Origin of the sequence: Rhodopirellula baltica SH 1 (genome assembly GCF_000196115.1) — a bacterium.
GTDB classification, from domain to species: domain Bacteria; phylum Planctomycetota; class Planctomycetia; order Pirellulales; family Pirellulaceae; genus Rhodopirellula; species Rhodopirellula baltica.
The window spans coordinates 2,567,957-2,591,602 of record NC_005027.1 but is presented as its reverse complement, the minus strand read 5'-3'; the positions used below and the strand labels follow the sequence as shown (position 1 = coordinate 2,591,602).

General features: G+C 54.1%; 19 protein-coding genes. 12 read left to right on the top strand and 7 right to left on the bottom strand.

Annotated elements, in window-relative coordinates; genetic code table 11:
• Positions 1-30 precede the first annotated feature (30 nt).
• Complete coding sequence (locus RB_RS10115) at positions 31-597, bottom strand: MaoC family dehydratase (protein WP_231846372.1); 567 nt, start codon at positions 595-597, stop codon at positions 31-33.
• A gap of 479 nt (positions 598-1,076) precedes the next feature.
• On the opposite strand from RB_RS10115, the gene RB_RS10110 reads away from it, so the two are divergent.
• The 3 genes from RB_RS10110 to RB_RS10100 all read left to right on the top strand — a co-directional run bounded on the left by RB_RS10110 (position 1,077) and on the right by RB_RS10100 (position 8,150).
• The gene (locus RB_RS10110; protein WP_164921820.1) at positions 1,077-1,853 is read left to right on the top strand and encodes a 3-keto-disaccharide hydrolase; all 777 of its coding nucleotides are present in this window, start codon (positions 1,077-1,079) and stop codon (positions 1,851-1,853) included.
• A gap of 5 nt (positions 1,854-1,858) precedes the next feature.
• Complete coding sequence (locus RB_RS10105) at positions 1,859-2,569, top strand: class I SAM-dependent methyltransferase (protein ID WP_011120235.1); 711 nt, start codon at positions 1,859-1,861, stop codon at positions 2,567-2,569.
• Between the two features lie 139 nt (positions 2,570-2,708).
• Entirely contained in the window at positions 2,709-8,150 is a 5,442-nt protein-coding gene (locus RB_RS10100) for a bifunctional serine/threonine-protein kinase/formylglycine-generating enzyme family protein (RefSeq protein WP_011120234.1), read from the top strand.
• Here the strand turns inward: RB_RS10100 and RB_RS10095 are convergent, their stop codons facing one another.
• The gene (locus tag RB_RS10095) at positions 8,151-9,668 is read right to left on the bottom strand and encodes a C1 family peptidase (protein ID WP_011120233.1); all 1,518 of its coding nucleotides are present in this window, start codon (positions 9,666-9,668) and stop codon (positions 8,151-8,153) included. It lies immediately after the preceding gene.
• Between the two features lie 161 nt (positions 9,669-9,829).
• Here RB_RS10095 and RB_RS10090 point away from each other — a divergent pair, with 161 nt between their 5' ends.
• The 4 genes from RB_RS10090 (at position 9,830) to rimI (ending at position 13,129) form a co-directional block, all read left to right on the top strand.
• Complete coding sequence (locus RB_RS10090; protein WP_007334104.1) at positions 9,830-10,297, top strand: hypothetical protein; 468 nt, start codon at positions 9,830-9,832, stop codon at positions 10,295-10,297.
• Between the two features lie 9 nt (positions 10,298-10,306).
• Complete coding sequence (locus RB_RS10085; RefSeq protein WP_011120232.1) at positions 10,307-11,680, top strand: glycosyltransferase family 2 protein; 1,374 nt, start codon at positions 10,307-10,309, stop codon at positions 11,678-11,680.
• A 7-nt stretch (positions 11,681-11,687) separates the two neighbouring features.
• Positions 11,688-12,377, top strand: a complete 690-nt coding sequence (locus RB_RS10080) for a glycosyltransferase family 25 protein (RefSeq protein ID WP_164921819.1) — start codon at positions 11,688-11,690, stop codon at positions 12,375-12,377.
• Between the two features lie 275 nt (positions 12,378-12,652).
• The gene (gene rimI / locus RB_RS10075) at positions 12,653-13,129 is read left to right on the top strand and encodes a ribosomal protein S18-alanine N-acetyltransferase (protein ID WP_007327259.1); all 477 of its coding nucleotides are present in this window, start codon (positions 12,653-12,655) and stop codon (positions 13,127-13,129) included.
• A 146-nt stretch (positions 13,130-13,275) separates the two neighbouring features.
• On the opposite strand, the gene RB_RS10070 is transcribed toward rimI, so the two are convergent.
• The 4 genes from RB_RS10070 to RB_RS10055 all read right to left on the bottom strand — a co-directional run bounded on the left by RB_RS10070 (position 13,276) and on the right by RB_RS10055 (position 17,091).
• Positions 13,276-14,484 carry a glycoside hydrolase family 16 protein gene (locus tag RB_RS10070; protein ID WP_164921818.1) on the bottom strand — a complete coding sequence of 403 codons (1,209 nt, stop codon included), beginning with the start codon at positions 14,482-14,484 and terminating at the stop codon, positions 13,276-13,278.
• Positions 14,485-14,658: 174 nt separating this feature from the next.
• Positions 14,659-15,798: a cellulase family glycosylhydrolase gene (locus RB_RS10065; RefSeq protein WP_164921817.1), complete on the bottom strand. Its 1,140-nt coding sequence runs from the start codon at positions 15,796-15,798 to the stop codon at positions 14,659-14,661.
• Entirely contained in the window at positions 15,791-16,651 is an 861-nt protein-coding gene (locus RB_RS10060) for a sialate O-acetylesterase (protein ID WP_164921816.1), read from the bottom strand. The genes RB_RS10065 and RB_RS10060 overlap by 8 nt, the downstream gene beginning before the upstream one ends.
• 92 nt (positions 16,652-16,743) lie before the next feature.
• Complete coding sequence (locus RB_RS10055; protein WP_007327264.1) at positions 16,744-17,091, bottom strand: P-II family nitrogen regulator; 348 nt, start codon at positions 17,089-17,091, stop codon at positions 16,744-16,746.
• Here RB_RS10055 and RB_RS27745 point away from each other — a divergent pair.
• The gene (locus tag RB_RS27745; RefSeq protein WP_007334110.1) at positions 17,090-17,227 is read left to right on the top strand and encodes a hypothetical protein; all 138 of its coding nucleotides are present in this window, start codon (positions 17,090-17,092) and stop codon (positions 17,225-17,227) included. The two genes, RB_RS10055 and RB_RS27745, sit on opposite strands and share 2 nt — an antisense overlap.
• A gap of 217 nt (positions 17,228-17,444) precedes the next feature.
• Here the strand turns inward: RB_RS27745 and RB_RS10050 are convergent, their stop codons facing one another.
• The gene (locus RB_RS10050; protein WP_164922808.1) at positions 17,445-18,848 is read right to left on the bottom strand and encodes an ammonium transporter; all 1,404 of its coding nucleotides are present in this window, start codon (positions 18,846-18,848) and stop codon (positions 17,445-17,447) included.
• Positions 18,849-19,352: 504 nt separating this feature from the next.
• Here RB_RS10050 and RB_RS10045 point away from each other — a divergent pair.
• From RB_RS10045 to RB_RS10030, 4 genes are all read left to right on the top strand, one after another.
• Complete coding sequence (locus RB_RS10045; protein ID WP_007337759.1) at positions 19,353-19,976, top strand: DNA-3-methyladenine glycosylase family protein; 624 nt, start codon at positions 19,353-19,355, stop codon at positions 19,974-19,976.
• A gap of 311 nt (positions 19,977-20,287) precedes the next feature.
• Positions 20,288-21,706 carry a transcription termination factor Rho gene (gene rho / locus RB_RS10040; protein ID WP_164921815.1) on the top strand — a complete coding sequence of 473 codons (1,419 nt, stop codon included), beginning with the start codon at positions 20,288-20,290 and terminating at the stop codon, positions 21,704-21,706.
• 58 nt (positions 21,707-21,764) lie between these two features.
• Positions 21,765-22,232: a 6,7-dimethyl-8-ribityllumazine synthase gene (gene ribH, locus RB_RS10035; RefSeq protein ID WP_011120220.1), complete on the top strand. Its 468-nt coding sequence runs from the start codon at positions 21,765-21,767 to the stop codon at positions 22,230-22,232.
• Positions 22,233-22,318: 86 nt separating this feature from the next.
• The gene (locus RB_RS10030) at positions 22,319-23,620 is read left to right on the top strand and encodes an ATP-binding protein (RefSeq protein WP_011120219.1); all 1,302 of its coding nucleotides are present in this window, start codon (positions 22,319-22,321) and stop codon (positions 23,618-23,620) included.
• Positions 23,621-23,646 lie beyond the last annotated feature (26 nt).

Sequence of the window (23,646 nt, the reverse complement as noted above, 5' to 3'; positions counted from 1 at the left end):
GATCGCTTCGGGTGACGCTGGCGATTTGTATCAGCGAGGTTGTCGACGGTAACGTTTGTTCGATGCGACCAGAGTCACAAACTTGCCTTGCTGCAACGTTCGGCCATCGTCGCTGATCAATTGACGATGCCAAGTGATTTTCGCGGCGCGACGTCCGTGGGCTTCGGTGGATTCGACGGTTGTGACCACGCGAACTCGTTCGCCAAAGAAGACCGGGTTGTCGAAGTTCCAATCGCTGACCGACACCAAAGCCAAAGTCGCGGCACGTGGGTATTCGGTCGACAATCCCGCCAGCACGCTCAATCCCAATAAACCATGTGCTACCGGGCGGCCGAACGGCGACTTCGGCATGAGGCTTTCGCCGTTTTCGTCTTCGTCATGCAGTGGATCAAAGTCGCCGGTCAGTACTGAAAACGCTCGGACATCGTCCGCCGTGATGGTCCGCCAGGGGCTCAGCCACTCATTACCGACTTGCAAATCTTCGCAGTAGAGCGTCTCGGTCGGTTCCGGGGAATCTTTCGCGATGACGACTGGGTCCGGGCGAGTCGCATTCTGCGATGGGATGATCGCATTCTGAATTGGAGTCGAATCGGACATTGGCATCATTCCTTGTTTGAAAGTACTCCACCGTGAACCTCTCGGATCAAAATCCGTCGGTTGGCCCCGCGTCAGCAGCGGCCGGTGCAGATCGTTCAGGCCTCGCAACCATGCGAGTCGAACCCGTGGTTCGCCTAGGCGGCACTTTGGCCGAAAGAATTGCACGAAGCAATTCTGGGACCAGGCATTCGCTTAGAATATGCCAAACGCTGTCCAAGACAATCTGCCTGAGGCGATTGGGCGAACTATGCGGGCACGTTTTGGGTGCGGAAAATCAGTTCGATGACGCCTGTTTGAGGTTTTGGGGCTCGGTCAACCTGCTGCGATTCTGAGCAGCCTCGTGTAGCGGCAATTCTTCAACGATCAAAGAATTCTGACCGCGATAGCCTCGATGGTTGGCGACGGCGTTGCGTTCAATCATACTCTCGTGGATCAAATTTGATCTCCCCCTCCCCTCCCTCCCATTGGATCCCACCTCGATGACAAAATTGCTTTTCGCAAACACCCTGGCGCCCAACAAGTTGACGACGATTGCATTTTGCCTCGCACTGACGTTGGCCAGTGTCGTCTCCGTTCGCGCTGAATCGCCCGTCACGCCACCCGCCGAAAGCGGTTTGACATCGATCTTCAACGGCAAAGATCTGACCGGATGGAGCGGCGATGATCGATTGTGGTCGGTTCGCGATGGCGTCATCCACGGCGAAACCACTCCCGAAAACAAAGCCAATGGCAACACGTTTTTGATTTGGGAAGACGGCAACACAAAGAACTTCGAAGTCCGCTTGTCGTTCCGCTGCAACGCGACGAACAACTCGGGAATTCAGTATCGCTCCAAACACATCACCGACAAATCGGCTCGTAACGAGTGGGTTGTCCGTGGTTACCAGCATGAGCTTCGCAACGAGATGAACTTCCCCAACATCGCGGGATTCATTTACGACGAAGGTGGCCGCCGCGGCCGGATCTGCATGGTCGGCGAAAAGGCAGCTTGGAAAGACGGAAAGAAGCAGGTGCTGGAGAACTTCATGGATGAAGCTGAGTTCCAAAAACTCTTCCAATTGGATGGCTGGAACGAAGTCGTCATCATCGGCAAAGGCAACCACATCCAGCATTTCCTAAACGGAAAGTTGATCCTTGACTTCACCGACGAGCAACCCGAACTGAAATTGCTCGATGGCAAACTTGCGTTGCAACTGCACGCTGGCAAACCGATGTGGGCTGAATTCAAAGACATCCGCTTCAAATCATTGGACTGAAAATGATGACGTTGCAACGCTTTTGCCTCGCAGTTCTCGCTGTGATTTGTAGTGTGCATTCGAACGACTCGAATGCGCAAGAAACGGTCTCTGATTCGATCAATCCAGGAATCAACGATGCTTTCCTGGATCCCGAATTGGACGTCGACGCTTGGTTGCAACGTTTTGAAGTAGAAAGCCGCGAAGTCTACGCGGCCAAAGACCAGATCGTCGCGGCAATGAAATTGAAGCCCGGCGATCAGGTGGCGGACGTCGGCACCGGGACCGGTTTGTTTTTGGAACCGTTCAGCGATGCCGTTGGAAAAGACGGCTGGATTTTCGCGATCGATATTGCTCCGAAATTTATCGAGCGTGTCAGTCGAATTTCCGAGCTCAAACGTCTCGGCAATGTCACGCCCGTCCTCGGATTGCCCGATGACATTTGTCTTCCGCCGAATAGCATCACCGCGGCATTTGTTTGTGATGTCTACCATCACTTTGAGTATCCCGCGAATTCGTTGAAGTCAATCTTCGATGCGATGAAGCCCGGTGGGCAATTGGTTGTGATCGACTTTGAGCGAATCGAAGGCAAGTCCCGTGAATGGACGATGGGTCACGTACGAGCTGGCAAAGAGACATTCCGCAAAGAGATCGAAGCCGCCGGGTTTGTGTTTCGAGAAGAAGTCAAGCTGGATGGCTTTGACGAGAATTACTTTCTGCGATTCGGTCGGCCGTAGTTCGTTCAGAAGCTTTCGGCGTCTCATTTTCGTGCCAGCCCAACACTTCGGATGTCGAAGTGGGGTAAGCTAGACACCTGCGGAAAACGGTGCATCGCACCATCCGCGGTTTGTTGGCACTTTCAATGAGGATGAAGGTTTGACTTCCGAATCGGACCTTCCAAGCGTTACTCAACCTGGCAACACGGGACGTCCATCCGAGACGTCTCAGGTGGACGCAACCATTGCTTCGGGCAAGTCGCTTCCTAAGATCGAAACGCCCGATTGGATTGGGCGTTATCGGGTCGTTCGGCGTATCGGAAGCGGTGGCTTCGGCTCGGTCTTTCATGCGAAGGATGAGTCGCTCAATCGCGACGTCGCAATCAAAGTTCCGCTACGATCATTGGATGACGTCAACGATGAATTTCAGTGGTCGTCCGAAGCTCGGATGGTCGCGAAACTGGATCACCCCAACATCGTTCCGGTTTATGACGTTGGCAAATCGGATCAGTTTCCGTTCTTTGTCGTCTCGCGATTCATCCAAGGCGTCGATCTGCGAGAGCGAATTCTCAAGGGCAAACCGTCGCTTGAGGAAGGGCTGATTTGGACCGCGTCCATTGCCGACGCCTTGGACCACGCACATTCGAATGGCTTGGTCCACCGCGATGTCAAACCGAGCAACATCCTTATCGACACTCAGGATCGAGCCTGGTTGACAGATTTTGGACTGGCGATGAGCGATGACGCGCCGCGTCCAACCCGAGCTGGGTTACTGATTGGAACATATTCCTACATGAGTCCGGAGCAAGCACGCGGGGAAGGCCACCTCGTCGATGGTCGCGCCGATATTTTTGCATTGGGGATCGTGTTGTACGAATTGCTGGTTGGTCGTCGCCCCTTTGGTGGTGGATCCAGCCAGCAGTTGCTGCAGGACATTGTTCGCGCAGAGCCGACGCCGCTTCGCCAGTTCAACCCACAATTGCCGATTGAGCTTGAACGCATTTGTTTGAAAGCGTTGGCCCAACGAGTGTCGGATCGCTATTCGAACGCAGCCGCGATGGCGGCTGATCTACGCACATTTCAATCGAATGAAACCACGGTCGACTACACCGATGATCTATCGGCTGAGTTCGTACCGGTTGCCAATCAGTGGGCACCACCCGGCGTCGAGGCTAACGCGAAGGGAGATGAATCAGAATCACGTGTCATCCCGAAAGGCCTGCGGGCGTTTGATCGCCACGATCGCAGGTTCTTTTTGCAATTGGTTCCAGGAGCCCGAGATGCACACGGAGTTCCTGAAGTCCTGCGTCAGCTCAAAATTCGAATCGATGCTCGCGAAGCCGAAGATGCTTTTCGCGTTGCATTGATTTATGGGCCGTCTGGATCAGGAAAGTCTTCCCTGATGCAGGCAGGATTGGTTCCTCTATTGGATCCAGCGGTCGAAGTCGTTTCGGTGGAAGCGAACGCGAAACACACTGAATCTCGATTGCTTTCGGCACTTCAAAAACTGGATTCGAGCACTGCGGCTGAGTCAACGCTCATCGGTGCGATGTCGTCGCTGCGGAAAAAGGGCGTTAGCGGCGGCAAGAAAGTGCTGGTCATTGTTGATCAGTTCGAACAGTGGTTGCACGCCCACCCAAAAATTCGAGACGAAGTGCTTGTCGATGCAATTCGGCAGTGCGACGGAGCCAACGTGCAATGCTTGCTGCTGATCCGGGACGACTTTTGGATGCCCGCCACGCAGTTCTTTCACGAGCTGGATTTGCGTCTGGTTCAAGATGTCAATTGCATCGCGGTGGATCGTTTCGATTTGCGTCACGCACGCTATGTCTTGACCGAATTTGGGAGAGCGTATGGCTGTTTGCCCAATGATTTGAGTCGTATCACGGACGAGCAAAAGAAGTTCATCGATAGCATCGTTGATGCCGTTCAAGAAAACGGAAAGGTGATCTCGATTCACTTGGCCGTTCTGGCGCAAATGCTGAAGGGACGCGAATGGAACCTGAAGACGCTGGCTGAGTTCGGTGGCACCGAAGGCATCGACATCGGATATCTGCAATCAACGTTTGAAGGATCAAACGCTTCGCCGCACCATCGTCGTCTGCGTGATCCCGCGAAAGCGGTTTTGGCTGAGTTGCTGCCCGAACGCGGCACGAAAATCAAAGGTCAAATGAAAGACGTCGATCGGCTTCAGCAGGTTGCGTCGCTGGATGATGAAAACTTCGAAGAATTGATCGAGGCTCTCGATGGAGAACTTCGGTTGATCACGCCCACGGCGGCGATGGACGGCGTGGAATCCGATTCAACGCTGCGTTGTTATCAACTCACACACGACTTTTTGGTGGAGCCAATCCGTGATTGGTTGACTCAGAGCGATCGTCAAACTGTTCGGGGCCGGGCTCGTCTTCGTTTGAACGATCTCACCGAGTACTGGAAAAGTAATCGCGAGAATCGGTTCTTACCCAGCGGTTTGGAATACATTCGTTTTCTCGCGTTGACCCAGTCGGCACAGCGGACAGAAGACCAGTCCAAGCTGATGGCCGCATCAGCTCGCTATCACGGCACACGATGGGCCTTCGCCGCAATCGTTCTCTTGATCGCGGGACTGGCGGTCACGGCGATTAACAACGACATGTCGAATCGCTTGGCGAAACAACGAACGGATTCAACGGTGTCTCGTTTGTTGGCGGCCGACATGGAAATGATGCCGGACGTGATCAACACCATTCAACTGGTTCGTGACGAGGCACACCCTCGGTTGAAAGCCGTTTTGAATGATGCGTCCAAAACACCTCGGGAAATTTTGGCTGCGAGACTGGCGTTGGTGCAAGACGACTCGACGCAGGTCAAGCCATTGGTGGATGCGATTCCGCAATCGGGGCCGGACACGCTCGGGGTGATTGCCGAGCGACTTCGGTTGCAATCCGATATCGCCAAAAACATGCTCTGGTCACGATATCAATCTCAGGCTTTGGACGAAGATCAACAATTGCGATTCGCTTGGGTGCTGTCTCAGCTGGATGCGGAAAACTCGCTTTGGGAAAGTCATGCTTCGCGATTGGTGGAAGCCATCGTGAATCAAAACCCAACGCGAGTTGGTGAGCTCACACCGGGCTTCACAAAAATTGCCCGACACATTGTTCAGCCCGCATCCAAGTACTTTGACCCGTCAACCGACGCCGACCCATCCGGGCAAGACGGCGATGTTCGATTGAACGCGGCGTTTTTGATCTCGAAATGCATCGAGCCGCTCGATCCCATCCTGAAGGATTTGCTCGTCGTCGCGGAGAAGGACGAGTTTGAGTTGCTGTTGTCAGTGGCGATGGAGAACCCAGGTTACGTCTCGCAATCGCTCAACGATGAGTTGATGTTGGAGGCCGAGCCGAAGTGGATCGACGACAGTCCAGGTGGCTTGTTCAAAGAGGTAGACGCAGGACTGAATGAACAGATTCAATCGCTGGATGGGTTTGTCACCCAAGATTTCGCGATGATTCAGAAATGTCGACTCGATGATTTTGAATCGATCGCTCGTCAGTTGCAGAGCTGTTCCTATCGACCGGCATGCGTCCGCGTTTACGCGATTGGAGACGAGCCGTACTTGGCAGCCGCTTTCAAACGCGATGGGCTGGATTGGAAATTCACTCGCGGCGTTGACCGAGAGTCGATTGATACACTCCAGCAATCAATGCGGGATGATTCGTTCTATCCTTGCGACGTGACTGCCATTCCTGATCATCTGACGTCCAGCGACATCCCAGAATCTGATGCACTGCAGGAGTATGGTGTTCTTTGGACGGAACTCCCCCGCGACACCATTGACGCAAAAATTTACTTGGGGCTTTCTGATTCAGAGCATCAATCAAAGGGGTGGGGGCCGCTCATCGAAGGTGGGTTCGTGCCGAAGTCCAACCTGAAGCGGCGTGATCCCAATGGGAACGATCGTTACAGTTCCGTTCGTCATCGATTGGTGTCACCTCCAATGGCTGAGGACACATGGAATGATAGTCCTTACCATTTTCGATCGCGATTGCAGCTCGAGAAATACCAAACCGACATTCGATTGAATCCACCGGGTGAATTTGACGAAGACACGATCAGCTATTCGGCAGTTTGGTGGAACGGTGGGACCCACGAATCGCGGACACTCAATCGACTGCCTCCGGGCGAGCATTTGGCGGAATCAAAACGTTTAGCGGCAGATGGGTTTCGACTGACCAGTTTGTCTTTGGTGGAGGATAGCGACGAGACCGTCGCGGCGTCTGTTTGGAGCCGTCCGATTGTTTCGGATGAGCAAAAAGACCATGTTGCCAGCCGGAAGGCCAACGCTATTGTCGCGTTGACGCGTCTTGGATCGGCCAATCATCTTTGGAAGGCACTCGAGGACGCGGGCGATCCTCGGTTGCGATCCTTTTTGATCGATCGGATGGCATCTTTGAGTGTGCCGCCGTCTTTGCTGCTGAAACAACTTCGCATTGAATCCAGCATGTCCCGTCGCGTTGCGTTGATTGCCTCGTTGGCTCGGTATCGACCTGAACAGTTGCCAGTTCACGAATTGCGAGCACTCAAGTCGATGATCGAGGAATGGGGAAGCAATGACCCGAACGCATCTCTGCATTCGATTTGTCGTTACCTGGCCAATCGTTGGGGCTGGGATTCGGTCACAAAAAGAATCGATTTCGCGGAATCACCCCAGGTGGATCCCGGATTGCAGCCGGGTGAAGTGAATCTCAGCGATGATGAGTTCTCGCCAATCTGGAACCGGAATGGACAAGGCCAGACCATGGTTCATCTTCGCGGGCCGGTTGATTTTGTGATGGGGTCGCCCGGACACGAATTGTTTCGGGATCACTCGTTGGAAGTTCCCATTCAAACAAAGATTCCACGATCATTTGCGATCTCGGATTCGGAAGTCACCCTGGAGCAATTCCGTCGATTTGATCCCGATGCAAGTTATGCGACCCAGTACACGACCCAGCCCGATTGTCCGATGACCTCAGTTGGATGGTTTGATGCAATTAAATATTGTCGCTGGCTGAGCGAGCAGGAACATGTTCCGGAAGCGGAAATGTGTTACCCATCGATCGAGGAGATCCAGCGAGACTATCAGTCGCCTGGAGGGATCAAGAGACCGAAGAACTTCTTGGAACGCACCGGGTATCGATTGCCAACGGAAGCCGAATGGGAATTTGCATGCCGAGCAGGAACCAACACGCCGCGTTACTACGGGTATGCTCCCGAGCTACTGCCACAATACGCCTGGACGACGGAGAGTTCTGCAAAATCAGCGCAGGTTTTGTTCCGACCGGTCCGGCAACTGCTTCCTAACTCGTTTGGACTTTTCGACACGCTCGGCAATGTGATGGAGTGGTGCGAAACACATGATTCATCACGTCGTCATAACAAACGGATGATTGTCGACAACAGCGATGGTTTGATCGACAACCAATCTGCATATCGAGTCGCTCGAGGCAGTGCGGTTTTCTACATCGCAACGACCATGCGATCGGCCAAACGAGAGCAAGAAAAGCTCTACACGTTCCATCCCTATCTCGGGTTTCGTGTCGCGAGGACATTGAAAATTGACGAAACAGGGGCTAAATGATCACGGCTGAACTTGCTTCAGTTCGTTCCATTCGCCATCCGGTTGTTGCTGATAGACCGTTCCTTTATCGGTGATCACTCGGATCTTGTCATTGATCGTTCTCAGGTCGATCGGTTTCAAATCGTTTTGTGGCAAAGAAACGGTTCGCCAATTGGCTGATTCGGATTCGAATTTGTAGAGCGTTTGATTTTCGGTCAAGACATGTAGGGCGTGGGATTTGACGGCGGCCATCATGCACACCTTTTCATCGTCCAGTGGTGATCGACTCAGATGCGACCAGCTCACACCAGACAGGTCATCGTTCATCTGATAGACGGTCTGATCACGTGCAAGTAGGAATAGGTTCTTGGCGTTGCAAGCCAAACCGTCCACTTTCCACGAAGACGGCGATATGAGCTGGTTGTCTTCGTAGACTTTGCGATCGTTCTTTAGTGAGAAGTGACGCCAGAGAATCGTTGGTGGTGGACCGAATGGATTGGCTGGACCGTCGCTATCTTGTTGAGCCATCCAGGCATCGAAGGGGGCACTTTTCTTGACCTTCAACACGTGGGCTTCTGCGCACCAATTGTTTTGGCCGATTGTCGTGAAGTTGTCGTAGGATGCCCAACAGTATCCCTGGTCTTTCCACTGTGTTCCCCATGAATTCATCAGCAAGAGTGACTTTTTTTGATCGTCATAGCCGACGGCCGTGACGGCGTGGTGGTTCACATCGTCTGACGGATCGTTGGTCCAAAGATAAGGTGAAGACAACGCAGCGTCGTCGCGAAAATCGCCTTTCATTCGAACGACCAAAACAACCGGATAACCCTCGTACAAATACAGCTTGATATCGTTCAAGTTGCGTGCCCGTGCGTTGTCCATCAATTTGAAGGTGTTGGCTTCCACGACGGCGCGGGATGAGATTGGTCCGTTCGGTGTCTCCAGGTTTGCTCGTGATGCACAACCATTCAGCTTTAGAAAGTTGACGGCTTGAAGGATGGTTAGTCCACCTCCGTCGCTGGAGAGATTGTCGTAGACATACTTGGGGCTGAATTGGTCGCTGGCGAACGTTGGTTTGCGTCGACGTTCCTGACCGATTTGGCAGGAGTAGGCCGAATAGGCAACTGCCCAAGCCACACAATCGTTCTGAGATTGTTTGCCCGGCGTTGGAAGATACTCACGCAGGTCGACGCGGTCAGGTAGCTCAATGGAATCGTTCGGTCCCCAATTTTGATCGATCCCCGGTGCTGCGCTATACATCGCATCCGCCGCAGGGACCATCAACACTGAATCGTTGCCCGGCGGGACGTCCGGTAAAGGTGCAACGTTGCTCAGTACGTCGGGCCGGCCAACGGTCTCGGCAGACTCCGTCGTTGGAGCAGAGGGTGCGCGAAGAGCTGCTCTCGTTGGGATTTGGTCGTAAACGTCCTCTGGAATCAGCAGAACACCAGTCTGAGTTTCGGTTTGAGCGGCCAGTTCAACTTGGCAAGAAGAACCGTAGACCAGTGCGAGGCAGAACAACCAGAAACGCAGATGCATAAGTTCACCAAATGGAAGATCGGCGGGAAGAAACGAAAAACGTTGGCCCGTTCTCGCTCAACACATGCTCGGAAACTTGCATGCCGTGTCGAAAAGGAATAGCCTTCCATTCCAGTGGGGCTAACGAACCGTCCATTAGTATCTTATCCGAGGCCAACATCATGAGTAAAAGTCCCGAGCAACTTCGTGCGATGGCTTTGTCAGGCACCATTTCCATTCCGCCTCGGTTTCCTGAGCTCGCCACCATCTCGTTTGAGAAATGCGATGATGGCACTTATCCAATGCTGGTGGTCGCGCATCAAAAGTTGTCGCCGAAGCTTTCAATCAAACGAACATTCTTTCCGAGCGACGTGAAGTCTCTGTTCGTTCCCAAGTCGCCGACGGATGTCGATTTCGATAAGGGAGAGTGGTTCGAAGGCATTCAGCTCGGCCAGAAGGCTCAATTGATGCTGGACCGGACGAAGGTGGAAGGCATTCTCTTCGTTCGAGAAAGCGGGCAATCACTTCTCGAAATGGAAGCTGGCATGACCGCGGCGGAAAGCGCAGAGTTTTACCCGCCGCTTCCGGAGGACCGCTCGGTCAACCACTACAACATGGATCCACCGGGGAATACCGCTGGTTGTCACTGAGGCGGATCGATGAATTCTTTGCCTTCAATCGATCTGGCGTTGCTGACCCGAGACGACGGTCCGCTCCACGATTCGGTTCGCGATGCGATCAACTCGCAGGTCGGTGTTCGATTGAACGTGCACCGCGTCGTTGGGCAGCCTCTCGTTGGCGATGCCAGTCGAATCGCCACGATTGCTCGAACGCGGAATGAGGCGGTCCGTCGATCACGATCTGAGTTTTTGATGTTTTTGGATGACGATGTTGTTCTCGCCAAGGACTGCGTCTCTCGTTTGCACCATGGATTGATTGCGCGATCCAACTACGGAGCGTTTGCGGCTGACTACTTGGGCGAATCATCATCCCATCGACATTCGCGACATGTGGCGATGGGGGCGACCTTGTTTCGCCGATCTGCGTTGCTGCGAGATCCATTTCGATGGGAACCTGGGAAGTGCGAATGTCTTTGCCGGTGCGAAGACATCCGCCGTCGCGGCGCGAGAATCGACTATTTAAGCGGTGCCAGAGCATGGCACTTGTCAGCTCGTCAATCCTGCGGATGCTGCGAGACGGGCAATTTGTCTTCTGTGAAATCTTCAATTGCTTTGGATGATCCCGAAGCGATCAAGAACGCGAAAGTTTTGGTCGCGTTCAATCGCCGCGATATCTACCGTTTCCAGAATGTGTTTCTGCGAACACTTCGAGCTGCTGGCAACAATCAAGAAGTCATCGCGGTCGGATACGGTTTGTACCCGACCGAAATGGATCGAATCCAACGCTTACCGAACGTGCGATTCATTCGCCGGCGGTACAACGGTCAACTTCCTCCCGTCAGACGTCTGGTTGATTTTCGAGACATCGTGTCGGAGCTGCCTGCCGAAACACCAGTGGCATACTGGGATGCGGGCGACGTGTTGTTCCAGGGCCGACTGGATTCGCTTTGGCAGCACACCCAACAGTACCCAGACAAGATTCTGGCGGTCCGAGAGCCTCGCGGTTTTCCTTCTAACAACGCCATTCGCGGATGGACGCGTACGATCGAAAATCCCACGATGCGGCGACGTGCGTTTGAACTGTTTGCTTCCAATCCGTTTCTCAACAGCGGATTCGGCGCCGGAACGGCCCGAACTCTAAGCCGATATTTTGGCGAAGCGATTCTGTTGCGAGACAACGCTCTACGTGGCACCACGGATTGGGGTGACCAAACTGCGTTGAATCTTTATTGCCACAGTGACCCAACACGTTGGATCGAAGTTCCGGAGGACTGGAACTACTGCGTGCACGACCGTCAGCGTGGCGAAGTTCGCGTCATGCCAGATGGCCTTGTCGTCAATCGATCCGGTCATTTGATACCGGTTGTGCACGGGAATGCTCGATCGCTGACACAATTCGCGATTGTTCGATGAGCCGTTTATGAAAAACATTGACGAAGACACACCGACGTTTGTCATCAGCACGCTCGACGAGCAGTCGCGTGACCGTGTCAACCAAGTTGAACAACATTTGCGTCGTGCTGGTTTTCGGAATTCGCAAATCATCCAAGCGAAAACGCCGCAAACGGAAGACTTCGAGCATCGAGGACTTCCGGACGTGTTGCAGGGACGCTGGCGAACGGATTTGCAACATCTTTGGGGAACAGCCGCGTGCACTCTGTCGCACATTCAGTTCTACGATCGAGCCGAACATCAGTTGCCGATCATTATTCTGGAGGACGACGTCACGATTCATCCGGATTTCTTTCGCTTTTTGGATGACGTCGATATCCCCGATGAGATTGAGTGGGACCTTTGTCATCTGTCCTACAACAACCCGCAGTTTTCTAGCCAAGCCAACCTGAATCGGCTTGTCGCTCCGCATCTGCTGATGTGTCCCCCTGACGAAATCACTGGTGCATACAGCTACATCGTCAATCGATCATTTCTTGATCGTTTCTTGCCATCGGTGGAAGAAGTCGATTGGCAATTGGCTCATCAGACCGATGAAATTGCGAGCTATGTCATTGAGCACGATCCTCCACTGACCGCTCCGGATTATCGCTTGGAGAGCGTGCGAATGTCGCTCGATCATGTGTCTTGGCACCAAAACAATCCGACCACCGATTGATCAACCGTTTTCGGCAACGGACTGCGTAGTTTCTCTAACTGCTGCATTTGACGACGTATTTTGCCTCGATTGCCATTTTGAATGCGAAAATTCGCAATGGAATTTCATCTTGGTGCGGTCAAAGGGTTCTGCTAATTTTGGCCTCATCGCCGGTGAGCCAGGAAGGCCCCCGCAAACGGCGATGCGATCTTCACAGAACCGGAAGGGAGTCCGACGTGGAAAACACGCAAAAAACTGGCCTGAGTTCGACTGGGCAGGCCGCACATATCCGCTGGATGATTCGCCGCGATATGCCGGATGTCTTGGGGATTGAGACCAACTGCTTTGAGTTCGCTTGGTCCGAGGATGACTTCATCCGATGTCTCCGCCAACGCAATTGCATCGGCATGGTGGCCGAATGTGATGAACGCGTCGCCGGATTCATGATTTATGAATTGCACAAAAATCGTTTGCACATCCTGAACTTCGCCGTTCACAGCGACTATCGCCGTCGCGGAATCGGCAACACGATGATGCGAAAATTGTTGGGCAAGCTGTCCCAAGAACGTCGCAACCGAATCATGTTGGAAGTTCGTGAGACGAACTTGGAAGCACAGTTGTTCTTCAAGTCGCTTGGCTTCAAAGCCATCTCGGTTTTGCGTGACTTCTATGACGACGCAACCGAAGACGCCTACTTGATGCAGTTCCGCTACCAGCCGACCGCGGAAGAATTGGCAGCACCTCACAATCGAATCACGCGAATGGCGGGCTGATCTCGCTCGAGTTCGCAATTGCTGAATCAATCAAAAGGGTGTTGGCTCGTGAGGGCCAATGCCCTTTTTTATTTCCCGCAGTGAGACTCGCAGCGGATGATATCTGTGTCCGCGATGATCGCAGAGATACGATTTTCTTGCTGGGGCTAAGTCCGAGGTTGAATCGTCCACGCGCGGACGCTTCGAACTCGAACTTCATCGCGACCCTGTTTAATTAGGTCACGATTTTTGGGCGTGGCAACGTTTCTGCCGTAGAGTCCCGCGTCAATGGGAATGCGCTCACCATCGGCACGAAGGTTTTGGTGGTCAGTTGAAAGGCCTGCGCCGGTGTTCGCTTCTCGCGAGAGGATCAAATACATGGGCACGGTTGGTACCAGCTTGGTGTCTCGCACCACGGCTTTCCCGTCGACAAACCAGATCAAGGCCTTTTTGCTCCAGAACAAACCGATTTTGTGCCAGCCTTTGTTGATGTCTGGAACCTCGATCGACGTTTTGCCATCTTCGCGAAGTTCGTTGAATGTTGATGGCGGATCTGTTTTGCCACCGATGCATTTCATCAGCAAAATATTGTTGCGGGGTTCTGCTTCGGGGGATCCCTTCTCGACGACCATTTCGTGTTCGTAGATATCGATCTCCAATCCGTTGGCTGGATCATCGTCGTAAGCCTTGCTCTGCTCTGAAGCTGGCATCAACCAAAACGAATGTCGGTGGGCGAGCGCTTCCATGCCCTCGAAGTTGATTTCGATTTCGAAGAACGTTCCCGGCTGAAATTTGATGTTTGGAGATTCGGTGTCGGTCTTGCCTGGTTGGCCCCAAAATTGGTTCTTGGCGACCAGTTGGTCCGTTCGTTCGACGGGAACTTGTTGGCCGTCCACGCTTTTCAGCGCGAAGGTGTCGAACCAGGAAGTGTGGATTTCGAAGTCCGCAAAGTTCACCTCGCCACGGGCTGCGTCGTTTGGGTCCGGATCGATGTATGCAAAATTTCGCGGTGATTCTCCAGCATCGCGGCTGGAAAAACCATCGATAATCGAGTCAGCAACGTAACCACGTTGGATGAGTACACCATTCTCGACCATCGCAGTCTGTTCCTGATACCGGTCGTACCACGCCGCGTGGCGTCGGCCTTCGCCTTGGCGGTGCTGTCCCGCATTGTTGCTGACGCCCATGTCTTCTCGGCGAAGCAGTCCACCCTCGGGTTTCAAAGCATCTGGTTGAGAGAAATCAACGTTGTAGGTGAGTCGAAACTCGAAGCGTTCACTCGCTCTTTCGTCGTTGATCGTCGGCAGTTCTTCGGCGACCACGGTAGGAAGCAATGAGAACGCGAGGGCGATCGCTCCGAGGGGGCATCGACGCATGGAATGGTTCGCTGTTGGTTCGAAGGTTGTTGATCTGCAATCAGTCGACGAAGGATCGGGTGGCCAAATCACGGCACACTTCAGATCGGTGGATGGAGTCTGAAAGCTCTTTCGTCCCGCGGTTTGATGCCACCCAATGCCGCGTTATCGGGCGGAGGAGACGCGTGTTTTTACTCAGCGATCCGATTGAGATCGAATCTCCGACGACAGTTCTTGGAATGTGTTCAGCCATTTTGCGGTGATCGCTTCTGCGATGCCTCCATCTTCTTTGGCGCGAAGCTCATCCGCGGTTGCTCCCCAGTAGAAACTGATCCAGCCATCGACATGGGGCCGAGATTGACGGACAAAGGTTGTCAATTCATCGATTCCACTTTTCATCGGAAACATCTCTTCAACGACCAGTGGTTTGCCGACTTCGTAAGCCTTCAATGACTTCAATGCATGATCTATTTTCCCTTTTTCGGGATAAAAGTGCACCGATACAAAGTCCAGGTGTTTGCCAACGGTCGGTGAATAGAAGAGTGGCTTTCCCCCGCCAAATGCAAACACCCACGGGATCACGCCGACAGTGATCATCGTGTCGGAGTCCTGTTCGCGGATTGCGTCGACCATTTGGTTGACCCAGGCCTCTGCGATCTGCTCGCGGCTTCTTCCCATGCGGTCCAACGCCAGTCGTTGCACAAAGAACTTGCCACCGAGTTCGCCGGCCAACCAATCTGACTCGGGTTTTTCCCCGGGCAGGATCGGTTCGTTCATCAAGTCGTAACAGAAAACGACGGGGCTTCCTGAACAAACATTTGAAACCTCGGACCAAAACATCGCTTGTGCCTTCCAGCGATCGGCTTCGCTCAGTTCGTTCAACCAGTCGGGAATGTTTGATTTGTGGTAGCAGGCCAAACCGGTGATGTCCAAGTACAGTTGCTTTGAGTCTGCCAGTTTGAGCAGACGTTCGAGTTGCTTGGCTTGAGCTGCTGAAGCTTTCTCGGGTGATTCCATGTAAAGCCCGATTTGCAGATGAATGCGAACGCAATTGGCACCCAGTTGTTTGATCTCTTCAAAGTCCTCAACCACTTTGTCCCACTCATCGATCCAGTACTCGTCTAGCAGACGACCGGACTCGTCGTGGTCGTAGTTCACTCCCCAAATCGCGAAGGGCTTTTCGGAGTCGTCGGTCACAAACATGCGGCCATCGTCGCTGACTCGCAATCGTTTCAGTGGTTCGTCAGCGTGGCTGGAGGCCGTAAACGCCAATGTGATCACCAACGCGATGAGAGCCCTAGAAACGCGTTCGATTTGGCATCGTGAATCATTCATTGGATGAGCCAGTGAGTTGTTGATAGGCGAGAAAGTAACGATGGCCAAATTCGCGATATGCCTCGGCAGAGAAATGGGTTTGGTCGCCTTTATGCCCAAGGCCATCCGAATGGACGAAAACGGTATTGGTCATTCGATCGGGTAAAGTTCGATGCGCTTGGTCGACCAATTTACGGGACTCATCCCAGGGCTTTTCGGTGAATTGCCCGAGTTGCCCAATCACGATGGGGACGTTGGGCGAGCCAAACTCCGTCCGAAATCGTTCAAAGAGTTCGTTAAGTTTGGATTGGTAGGTCTTTGATAGGGCTGGGTTCGAATCCGATTCGCCTTGGTGCCAAAGGATCCCTTTCAATTCGCCCGCCACGATTGCTTGTTGCATCCGCTTCATGCAATCGTCGTAGGGATGCGTGTTGGTTGATTCGTGGAAACCGCCCGGTTGCCAGACGTCCAGCGATGAACCGCCAACAGCGCATGGAATCAAGCCAACCGTCGCCTGCGGATTGTTCTCCGCGTATTCAATTGCGAAAGTCCGGCCGAGTCCCACGCCGGCAATTCTTGGTTTATCAAAATGAAGTGGCGCGATCGCTGGGGCCCATTCACCTGCTTTGTTGAAGACCAGAACTCGTGGGTGAGGTTGTAGGTCTTCGTCGGCGATCTTTCCTCGTCCGGCCATGTTGGACTGACCGGCTAGTAGGAACAGATGAAGTCCCGTTGGTGGAAGCTGTGCCGTTTCGCTGGTATCCGCGCTCGGCGGATTTTCTTCCTGGGCAACTCCGATGGAAGGGAGTGCTAGGGTGGAAAGAAGAGGAAGGCAGAGGACGGAGGCGAGCAGGCGGGGCAAATTGAATGGCATCTTGGGTCCTTTCGAGTGGAAAGGCGATGATACCATTCTCCGTGTCCCACGATGGAATTCGCGAAACGGGGCGAGCTCACCTGGGTCGAACGCTAGATTGCTTCTCCGCCGCGTTCGCCGGTTCGGATCCGGACGCAGTCGTCCATCGGCAGAACGAAGATTTTTCCGTCGCCAATTTCGCCGCTCTCTCCGCTACGTCCGCCTTCCAAGATTGCATCAATGGTCGGTTGAACAAACTCTTCGTTGACCCCGATTTGCAATTGCACTTTGCGTAGCAGGCTGACGCCATAATCGCGGCCTCGCATGGATCCGGTTTGGCCGCGTTGACGTCCAAACCCTTGGCAATCCACGACGGTTAGTCGGTGCACCTCCACGCGAGTCAACGCCTCTTTGATGGCGTCCAATTTGGAAGGCTGAACGATGGCAATGATCAATTTCATGGACGGTACAAACCAGAAGTCGCGTGCGGGCGATTCGAGCAAGCCAATCGAACGGGCAAAGAAGGTGCCCTTTCGGCAATCAGGTCCGCTCCTGATCGCTGACCGAAAGCTGATGGCATCGATCGCCAACCAGTGAATTTAGACGATCGCATGTTTTTCGCGTAGACCGGGTGACAAAGCCACCGTCAGCGCAAAAAAAAGACCCCGATCCGCAACAGGTGAGGCGGACACCTGTCACGGACCATTGGGGCTTCTTCTGGCCCAGGCAAGAGCCGAGAAGTTCAAAAGCACCGCGCTGCGACGCCGCCGGGTGTGTAACGGCACATCCGGCGACATCACTGCGGTGGGTAGAACTAAATCACCGAACCGCCAGCGACGGCGTCCGATGGGTAAGCGTGCATTCCGTGCTCGCTGATGTCCAAGCCTGCTTGTTCTTCTTGGGGCGAGACTCGCAGCATGCCTACAGCTTTGAGAACACCGAAGACGACCGACATCGAGATGAAGGCCCAAGCACAGATCGAAGCGGTTCCGATCAACTGAATCATGAAGTTGGTTGACTCAGATTCGAGGTGAGCGTTTGGCAAGATGCCGAGAGCCATGCAGCCCCAAACACCACAGACGCCGTGGACAGGGAAAGCACCGACTGGATCGTCGATTTTGACTTTGTCCAAAACAACAATGCTGAGCACGACCAAGGCACCGGCAACGGCACCGACGACGATCGACATCGAGTTGCTCATCGCGTCACAGCATGCCGTGATGCCAACCAATCCGCCCAGTGCACCGTTCAGGCCCATGGTCAAGTCTGGTTTGCCGAACAGGCCCCAAGAAACAGCGGTTGCAACGATGACACCTGCAGCTGCGGCGAGTGTTGTGTTCACAGCGATGAAGACGGTTGCGTCAATGTCAGCTGAAGATTGGAAAGCCAGTTGGCTACCAGGGTTGAATCCGTACCACCCCACCCACAGGATGAACACACCCAGAGCAGCGAAAGCGACGTTGTGACCTGGCAATGGAACGCTTTTGCCTTCGGCGGTGTAGCGACCCAGGCGAGGGCCGAGGAAAATCGCACCGGCCAAGCCAGCGAAACCACCGACTGCGTGAACGACGGCCGAACCAGCAAAGTCTTGGAAGCCCATTGCGAAGCTGCCGTCAGCGGCTTGTTCACCGAACTGCATCAACCATCCGCCGCCCCATTTCCAGAAACCGCTAATCGGGTAGATCAAGCCGGTGAGGATGGCGCTGTATATCAAGTAAGCATTGAATTTCATTCGGCCAGCAACAGCACCGGAAACGATTGTTGCGGCGGTGGCGGCAAAGACGGCTTGGAAGAACCAATCGACTTGTGGTGAGAATGTTTGGTCGGGGCTGGAGTCATAGATCCCGGTTCCGCCGAATGCGAAGTACCCGTTCGTGACGTCGCCATAGCTGCCGGGGTACATCAACCCGAAGCCGACGAAGAAGAACAGCAACGCTCCGACGGACAAGTCCATCAAGTTCTTGGAGAGAATGTTGACGGTGTTCTTGGAGGAGTTCAGTCCCACTTCGACCATGGCGAAGCCGGCCTGCATGAAGAGAACCAAAACGGCACAGAGAAACAGGAAGCCATTGTCGAAGGCGTACCCTACTCCCGCGTCCGCCGCGGGTTCCTCTGAATCAGCGTCACCCGCGTCGGCGACTTCTGCAGTATCCGTTGCAGCCGCTGGCTCGTCCTGAGCCGAAGCTACCGACGCGAGTGAACCGCCGATCCCCATCATCCCCACAAGGAGAACCATTGTGAGCCAAGCGAAACGGAACCCTGTCGGCCCGCCGCTAAGCTCTTGTGTTGTAAATGCTGAGATCGAACTCATGTGGTCTTCCTTCTCGTAAGACAGTTGGTGTGACACGACACGTTGCCTTCGGCACCCATTGCCAAAGTGAATCTTTCACCATGCCGAATCGTTTCGAACCAAGTGCTGCGCCGCCGTCCACCGTCCAACTCCTGCCCGGGCCATCCTGAATCGCTCGTGAGTCGTGCGTTGTCCTTTTGGGAAGCACTTCTTTTCGGAGGATGGCTATTGGCACACTTTGGGCCAAAAGCAAAATGGCATTCTTCGAAAAGGTTGTAAGTGACATGTGGGTAACGGTTTAAAAGTTGAAGAAATGTTGGTCCTTTCAATCTGAGCCTCATGCCAAAACTATTCATGCCTAAGTCGCGGGCAGCCGGCAGTGGTCGGAGCCTAGAAAATAAGCAGGCCGTTTGGCCGGTGGAGGGAGGGTGGATGGAAGCGCTTCTGGCGCTTGCGGAAACGGACCCTTCGCTGCACTTGGTTTGGCGACGCTTGGGCGATCCGCCGTCCTGGCGACGCCCCGCGGGATTTGAAACGTTGGCGCGGATCGTCCTCGAGCAGCAGGTTTCGTTGCGCTCAGCAGAGTCCACTCTTCACAAGTTGCAGCAGCTTCTCGAGGGGCCGCTAACACCACGGGGAATCGTCCGTCTTTCGGCTCAGCAAACGCGAGCGTGCGGCGTCAGTCGGCAGAAGCATCGCTATCTGAATCAGTTGGCCGCTGACATCGTGGACGGCCGTTTTGTGCTCGATCGACTTCCTGGTATGTCAGACCAAGAGGCTCGGGATCAGCTGACGGCGCGACTGGGGATCGGCCGTTGGAGTGCGGAGGTTTACCTGATGTCCGCACTGAACCGTCCCGACATTCTTCCTTTTGGCGACCTGGGACTGCTCAAGGGAGTCGAGGAATTGGACGGCGGCCAGTACGACGACTTCGATGCCATTATCCAGAGGGCGGACCGGTGGCGTCCTTACCGGTCAATGGCGACGCGATTGGTTTGGGCTTTGTACCTGGACAACCGTGGACTTCTGAACCTAAACGACGGTTCCAATGTCTAACGAGACGTGGCGATGCCGACCACGGATACGGGCTAAAACCTCCGCCAAGTCGCCTAAGGCACACAAATGACCGAAGCCGTTGCTCTGTGGTGATTGTGACGCCATCTTCACAGCCCCCTCATAATTACGCCTGACAGGGGGCATGCATTCGTTTAAACTATGAACTGTGACGTTGGCATCCAACGTTGCACCCCTCCCGGATGGCTCTCATCCGTCCTCCTCTCTTTTCATCCTACCGATTTGGTTCTCTCCTCATGGAACCTTCCTCCACGCCGGGTCCGGCGCGCAATGCTCGTCGTAGCAATCGCCGTATGCGCCACCCAGACAAAGATGTCGATAAACGTGTTCGCGAATTAGACGCTGAACGCGATCCGCTTTCGTTGCCCGAAGAAATTGTCAGCGAAGTGACGCGTGCTGGCGGTCGAGTCGGCATTCCAGCAAAAGATCAATCGCCCAAGCAAGCGTTGAATATCAACGATTTGCAAAAGCTTGAGCATGACGAGTTGTTGGCTCTTGCCGAAACCGAAGGGCTGCAAGAGATCGCGGCGCTTCCTCGACAAGAGCTCGTCTTCCGTCTGCTGAAAGCGAGAATGAGCGCGAACGGTTTGATGTACGGCGAAGGCACGCTTGAAATCTTGCCCGATGGGTTTGGTTTCTTGCGCAGCGCTCAGTATCACTACCTTTCGTGTCCCGATGACATCTATGTGTCACCCAGCCAAATCCGACGTTTCGGACTGCACACCGGGTCGCATGTCGCCGGGCAGATTCGTCCGCCAAAAGAAAACGAACGCTACTTCGCTCTGCTGCGAATCGAAGCGATCAATCACGCGGATCCGATGCAGCGACAACGGCAGAAACCGTTTGACGATCTGACGCCGCTGCATCCGCGCACTCGCATCGTGACCGAACACGACTCGCAAGAACTCAGCACGCGGGTGGTGGATCTCTTCACGCCGATCGGATTTGGTCAACGTGGTTTGATTGTCAGCCCGCCTCGTGCCGGTAAAACCATGTTGATGCAAAGTCTCGCGCGTGGAGTGCTGAACAACTATCCCGATGCCTATGTCGTGGTTCTGTTGATCGATGAACGTCCCGAAGAGGTGACGGACATGGAACGTGAGATCCAATCGCCGCAGTGCGAAGTGATCAGCAGTACTTTTGACGAGCCTCCGGCGCGACACATTCAAGTCGCTCAGATGGTGGTCGAAAAAGCCAAGCGAATGGTCGAATCGGGAACCGACGTTGTTATCTTCCTGGATTCGATCACCCGCCTTGCGCGAGCTTTCAACAGCGACAGTGATTCCGCAACCGGCAAGCTGCTGACAGGCGGCTTGGACGCGGGAGCAATGCAAAAGCCGAAATCGATTTTCGGCTCCGCACGTAAAGTCGAAGAAGGCGGTTCGCTGACGATTTTGGCAACCGCGTTGGTCGACACCGGCAGCCGCATGGACGATGTGATCTTTGAAGAATTCAAGGGCACCGGCAACTTGGAAATCGTTCTGGATCAAGACTTGGTGGCCCGCCGTGTTTGGCCCGCGATCGACCTGACTCGCAGTGGAACACGTCGCGAAGAGATGTTGCTCGATCAAGAAGAGCATCGCCGGATCGAAACTTTGCGTCGCGATTTGGCGGAGCATTCGCCAGTTGATTCCATGACGGAATTGATCAAACGCATGCGGAAAACTCAAAACAACGCGGAGTTTCTGATGAGCGTTCATCCTCAAGACTGAACGGACGCAGACTCAATTCGCCATCCTCCCAACTCCAATTCTTTCCCAGAGAATTTGAATGCCTTCCATTGATGGAACCACCGGTAACTTGCCCAGCGGACGCGTTGCGATCATCGCAAGCCGCTACAACGCGAACATTTGTGACTCGATGGTGCAGGCGGCTTTGCAATCGCTGAGCGACGCCGGCATCCCTGAAGACAAGCAATGGTTGATTCGTGTACCAGGTGCTTGGGAGTTGTGTTGGGCGGTGGAGCAAGCGTTTCAGCATGCTGACGTGATCGGTGCGATCACGCTCGGTTGCGTGATCAAAGGCGAAACCACTCACGACGAACACATCAATCGCGCCGTCAGTGACACGTTGATGGAGCAAGCGGTTCGAAGCGGTCGTCCGGTGGGCTTTGGTTTGCTGACATGCAATACCGTCGAACAGGCGATCCAGCGCAGCGGCGGAGCGGTGGGCAACAAAGGCCACGAGGCCGCTGATGCGATGCTGGAAATGCTGCGTTTGCAAACCAAAATGCGTTGAAATTCGTGGTTGATTGGAACGTGGGTGTGAGCCACCGCGAATCATACTGCGTTGACTGAAATCAACCGCTGCGATCGGAGCCGTGCATGACTCGTTTGTTCATCCAGTTCTACTGCGGCGTGCTACTGATCTTGATCAGTGCTTGGATCATTCAAGCCTACGTGTTTCGTGGGACTACAGAAGCACAGAATATTTCGGTGATTGAGAGCGCGCTCAGCGGTGGTGCACTGCTGGCTCGCGATGAAATCGCCGCGGGCGGTTTGCAAAACTTAGACGAAACGGTTGCCAAAGTTCAGGCTCGGTTCGATTACCCGGTCGCGGTGGTCGATCGTTCGCAGCGGAAGCTGTCGACGAGATTGTCACAGCGTCTCGACGATGGCGAAGCGGTGTTGTCTGGAGAGAGCATCGAAGTGGCGCTCACTGGAACATCGCTGCTCGTCGAACTTGGTCCGCTCCCGCGTTTTGCCGGCCCTCGACGCAGCGACATTCTTCTCGGTTTGGGAAGTGTGTTTTTGTTGGTCGCCATCGCCATCGCGATTTTAATGCGGCCAATCGCGAGTCAGCTTCGCAGTGTGGAGCGAACGGCGTTGGCCATCGCGGACGGTGACTTCTCCGCGCGGATCAAAGACACGCGTCGTCGTCGAAGTTTTCCGATCGTGGACGCGTTCAACACGATGGCTGAACGAGTCGAATCATTGTTGAGCTCGCAAAAGGAATTGTTGCAGGCAGTTTCGCATGAATTTCGCACACCGCTGGCTCGCATCAAGTTCGCGACCGAATTGGTGCGATCTGCAGATAACGATGAGAAGCGAAATCAGCGAGTTGATTCGATTGATGAAGCCACCGACAAACTGGATGACTTGGTGGCCGAACTGCTCAACTACACTCGCACCGACGAACAATCTCAAGTCGCACCACGCGAGCGTGTCTCAGCTCACAAAATCGCGATGGATGCGATCGGCCAGCATGCTCCATTGCATCCCGACATCATGTTCGATGGGCCGATCGGCTCAAAGGACATTGACTTAGTGACGTACGAAGCTGGGCTGGTTCGGGCGCTGGGGAATCTCATTGGTAATGCTGGCAAATACGCCGTTTCAAAAGTCCGCGTTCGTATCACCAACGAATCCAATCGCGTGCAATTTCTAGTGGAAGACGACGGGCCAGGCATTCCCATTGCCGATCGCAATTTTGTGTTCGATCCTTTTCATCGACTCTCCGGTGATTCCCAGCCTGGCACGGGACTTGGGTTGGCGCTCGTTCGGCGGATTTGTCGCCGCTTGGGCGGCAAGGTCACCATCGAGGACAGTCCCTTGGGCGGAGCCGCGTTTCTGATTGATTTGCCGCAGAGTCTGCTGCCCATGCCAACCAGACCGTTGGACAACTGACAATCCTTTCACGCACATTGTTAAGA

What these genes read in the sequence shown, in the direction of transcription:
- RB_RS10115 (WP_231846372.1), bottom strand. Translation starts at nt 597, where the DNA reads ATGTCCGATTCGACTCCAATTCAGAATGCGATCATCCCATCGCAGAAT.
- RB_RS10110 (WP_164921820.1), top strand. Translation starts at nt 1,077, where the DNA reads ATGACAAAATTGCTTTTCGCAAACACCCTGGCGCCCAACAAGTTGACG.
- RB_RS10105 (WP_011120235.1), top strand. Translation starts at nt 1,859, where the DNA reads ATGACGTTGCAACGCTTTTGCCTCGCAGTTCTCGCTGTGATTTGTAGT.
- RB_RS10095 (WP_011120233.1), bottom strand. Translation starts at nt 9,668, where the DNA reads ATGCATCTGCGTTTCTGGTTGTTCTGCCTCGCACTGGTCTACGGTTCT.
- RB_RS10090 (WP_007334104.1), top strand. Translation starts at nt 9,830, where the DNA reads ATGAGTAAAAGTCCCGAGCAACTTCGTGCGATGGCTTTGTCAGGCACC.
- RB_RS10085 (WP_011120232.1), top strand. Translation starts at nt 10,307, where the DNA reads ATGAATTCTTTGCCTTCAATCGATCTGGCGTTGCTGACCCGAGACGAC.
- RB_RS10080 (WP_164921819.1), top strand. Translation starts at nt 11,688, where the DNA reads ATGAAAAACATTGACGAAGACACACCGACGTTTGTCATCAGCACGCTC.
- rimI (WP_007327259.1), top strand. Translation starts at nt 12,653, where the DNA reads ATGATTCGCCGCGATATGCCGGATGTCTTGGGGATTGAGACCAACTGC.
- RB_RS10070 (WP_164921818.1), bottom strand. Translation starts at nt 14,484, where the DNA reads ATGCGTCGATGCCCCCTCGGAGCGATCGCCCTCGCGTTCTCATTGCTT.
- RB_RS10065 (WP_164921817.1), bottom strand. Translation starts at nt 15,798, where the DNA reads ATGAATGATTCACGATGCCAAATCGAACGCGTTTCTAGGGCTCTCATC.
- RB_RS10060 (WP_164921816.1), bottom strand. Translation starts at nt 16,651, where the DNA reads ATGCCATTCAATTTGCCCCGCCTGCTCGCCTCCGTCCTCTGCCTTCCT.
- RB_RS27745 (WP_007334110.1), top strand. Translation starts at nt 17,090, where the DNA reads ATGGACGGTACAAACCAGAAGTCGCGTGCGGGCGATTCGAGCAAGCCA.
- RB_RS10055 (WP_007327264.1), bottom strand. Translation starts at nt 17,091, where the DNA reads ATGAAATTGATCATTGCCATCGTTCAGCCTTCCAAATTGGACGCCATC.
- RB_RS10050 (WP_164922808.1), bottom strand. Translation starts at nt 18,848, where the DNA reads ATGATGGGGATCGGCGGTTCACTCGCGTCGGTAGCTTCGGCTCAGGAC.
- RB_RS10045 (WP_007337759.1), top strand. Translation starts at nt 19,353, where the DNA reads ATGGAAGCGCTTCTGGCGCTTGCGGAAACGGACCCTTCGCTGCACTTG.
- rho (WP_164921815.1), top strand. Translation starts at nt 20,288, where the DNA reads ATGCGCCACCCAGACAAAGATGTCGATAAACGTGTTCGCGAATTAGAC.
- ribH (WP_011120220.1), top strand. Translation starts at nt 21,765, where the DNA reads ATGCCTTCCATTGATGGAACCACCGGTAACTTGCCCAGCGGACGCGTT.
- RB_RS10030 (WP_011120219.1), top strand. Translation starts at nt 22,319, where the DNA reads ATGACTCGTTTGTTCATCCAGTTCTACTGCGGCGTGCTACTGATCTTG.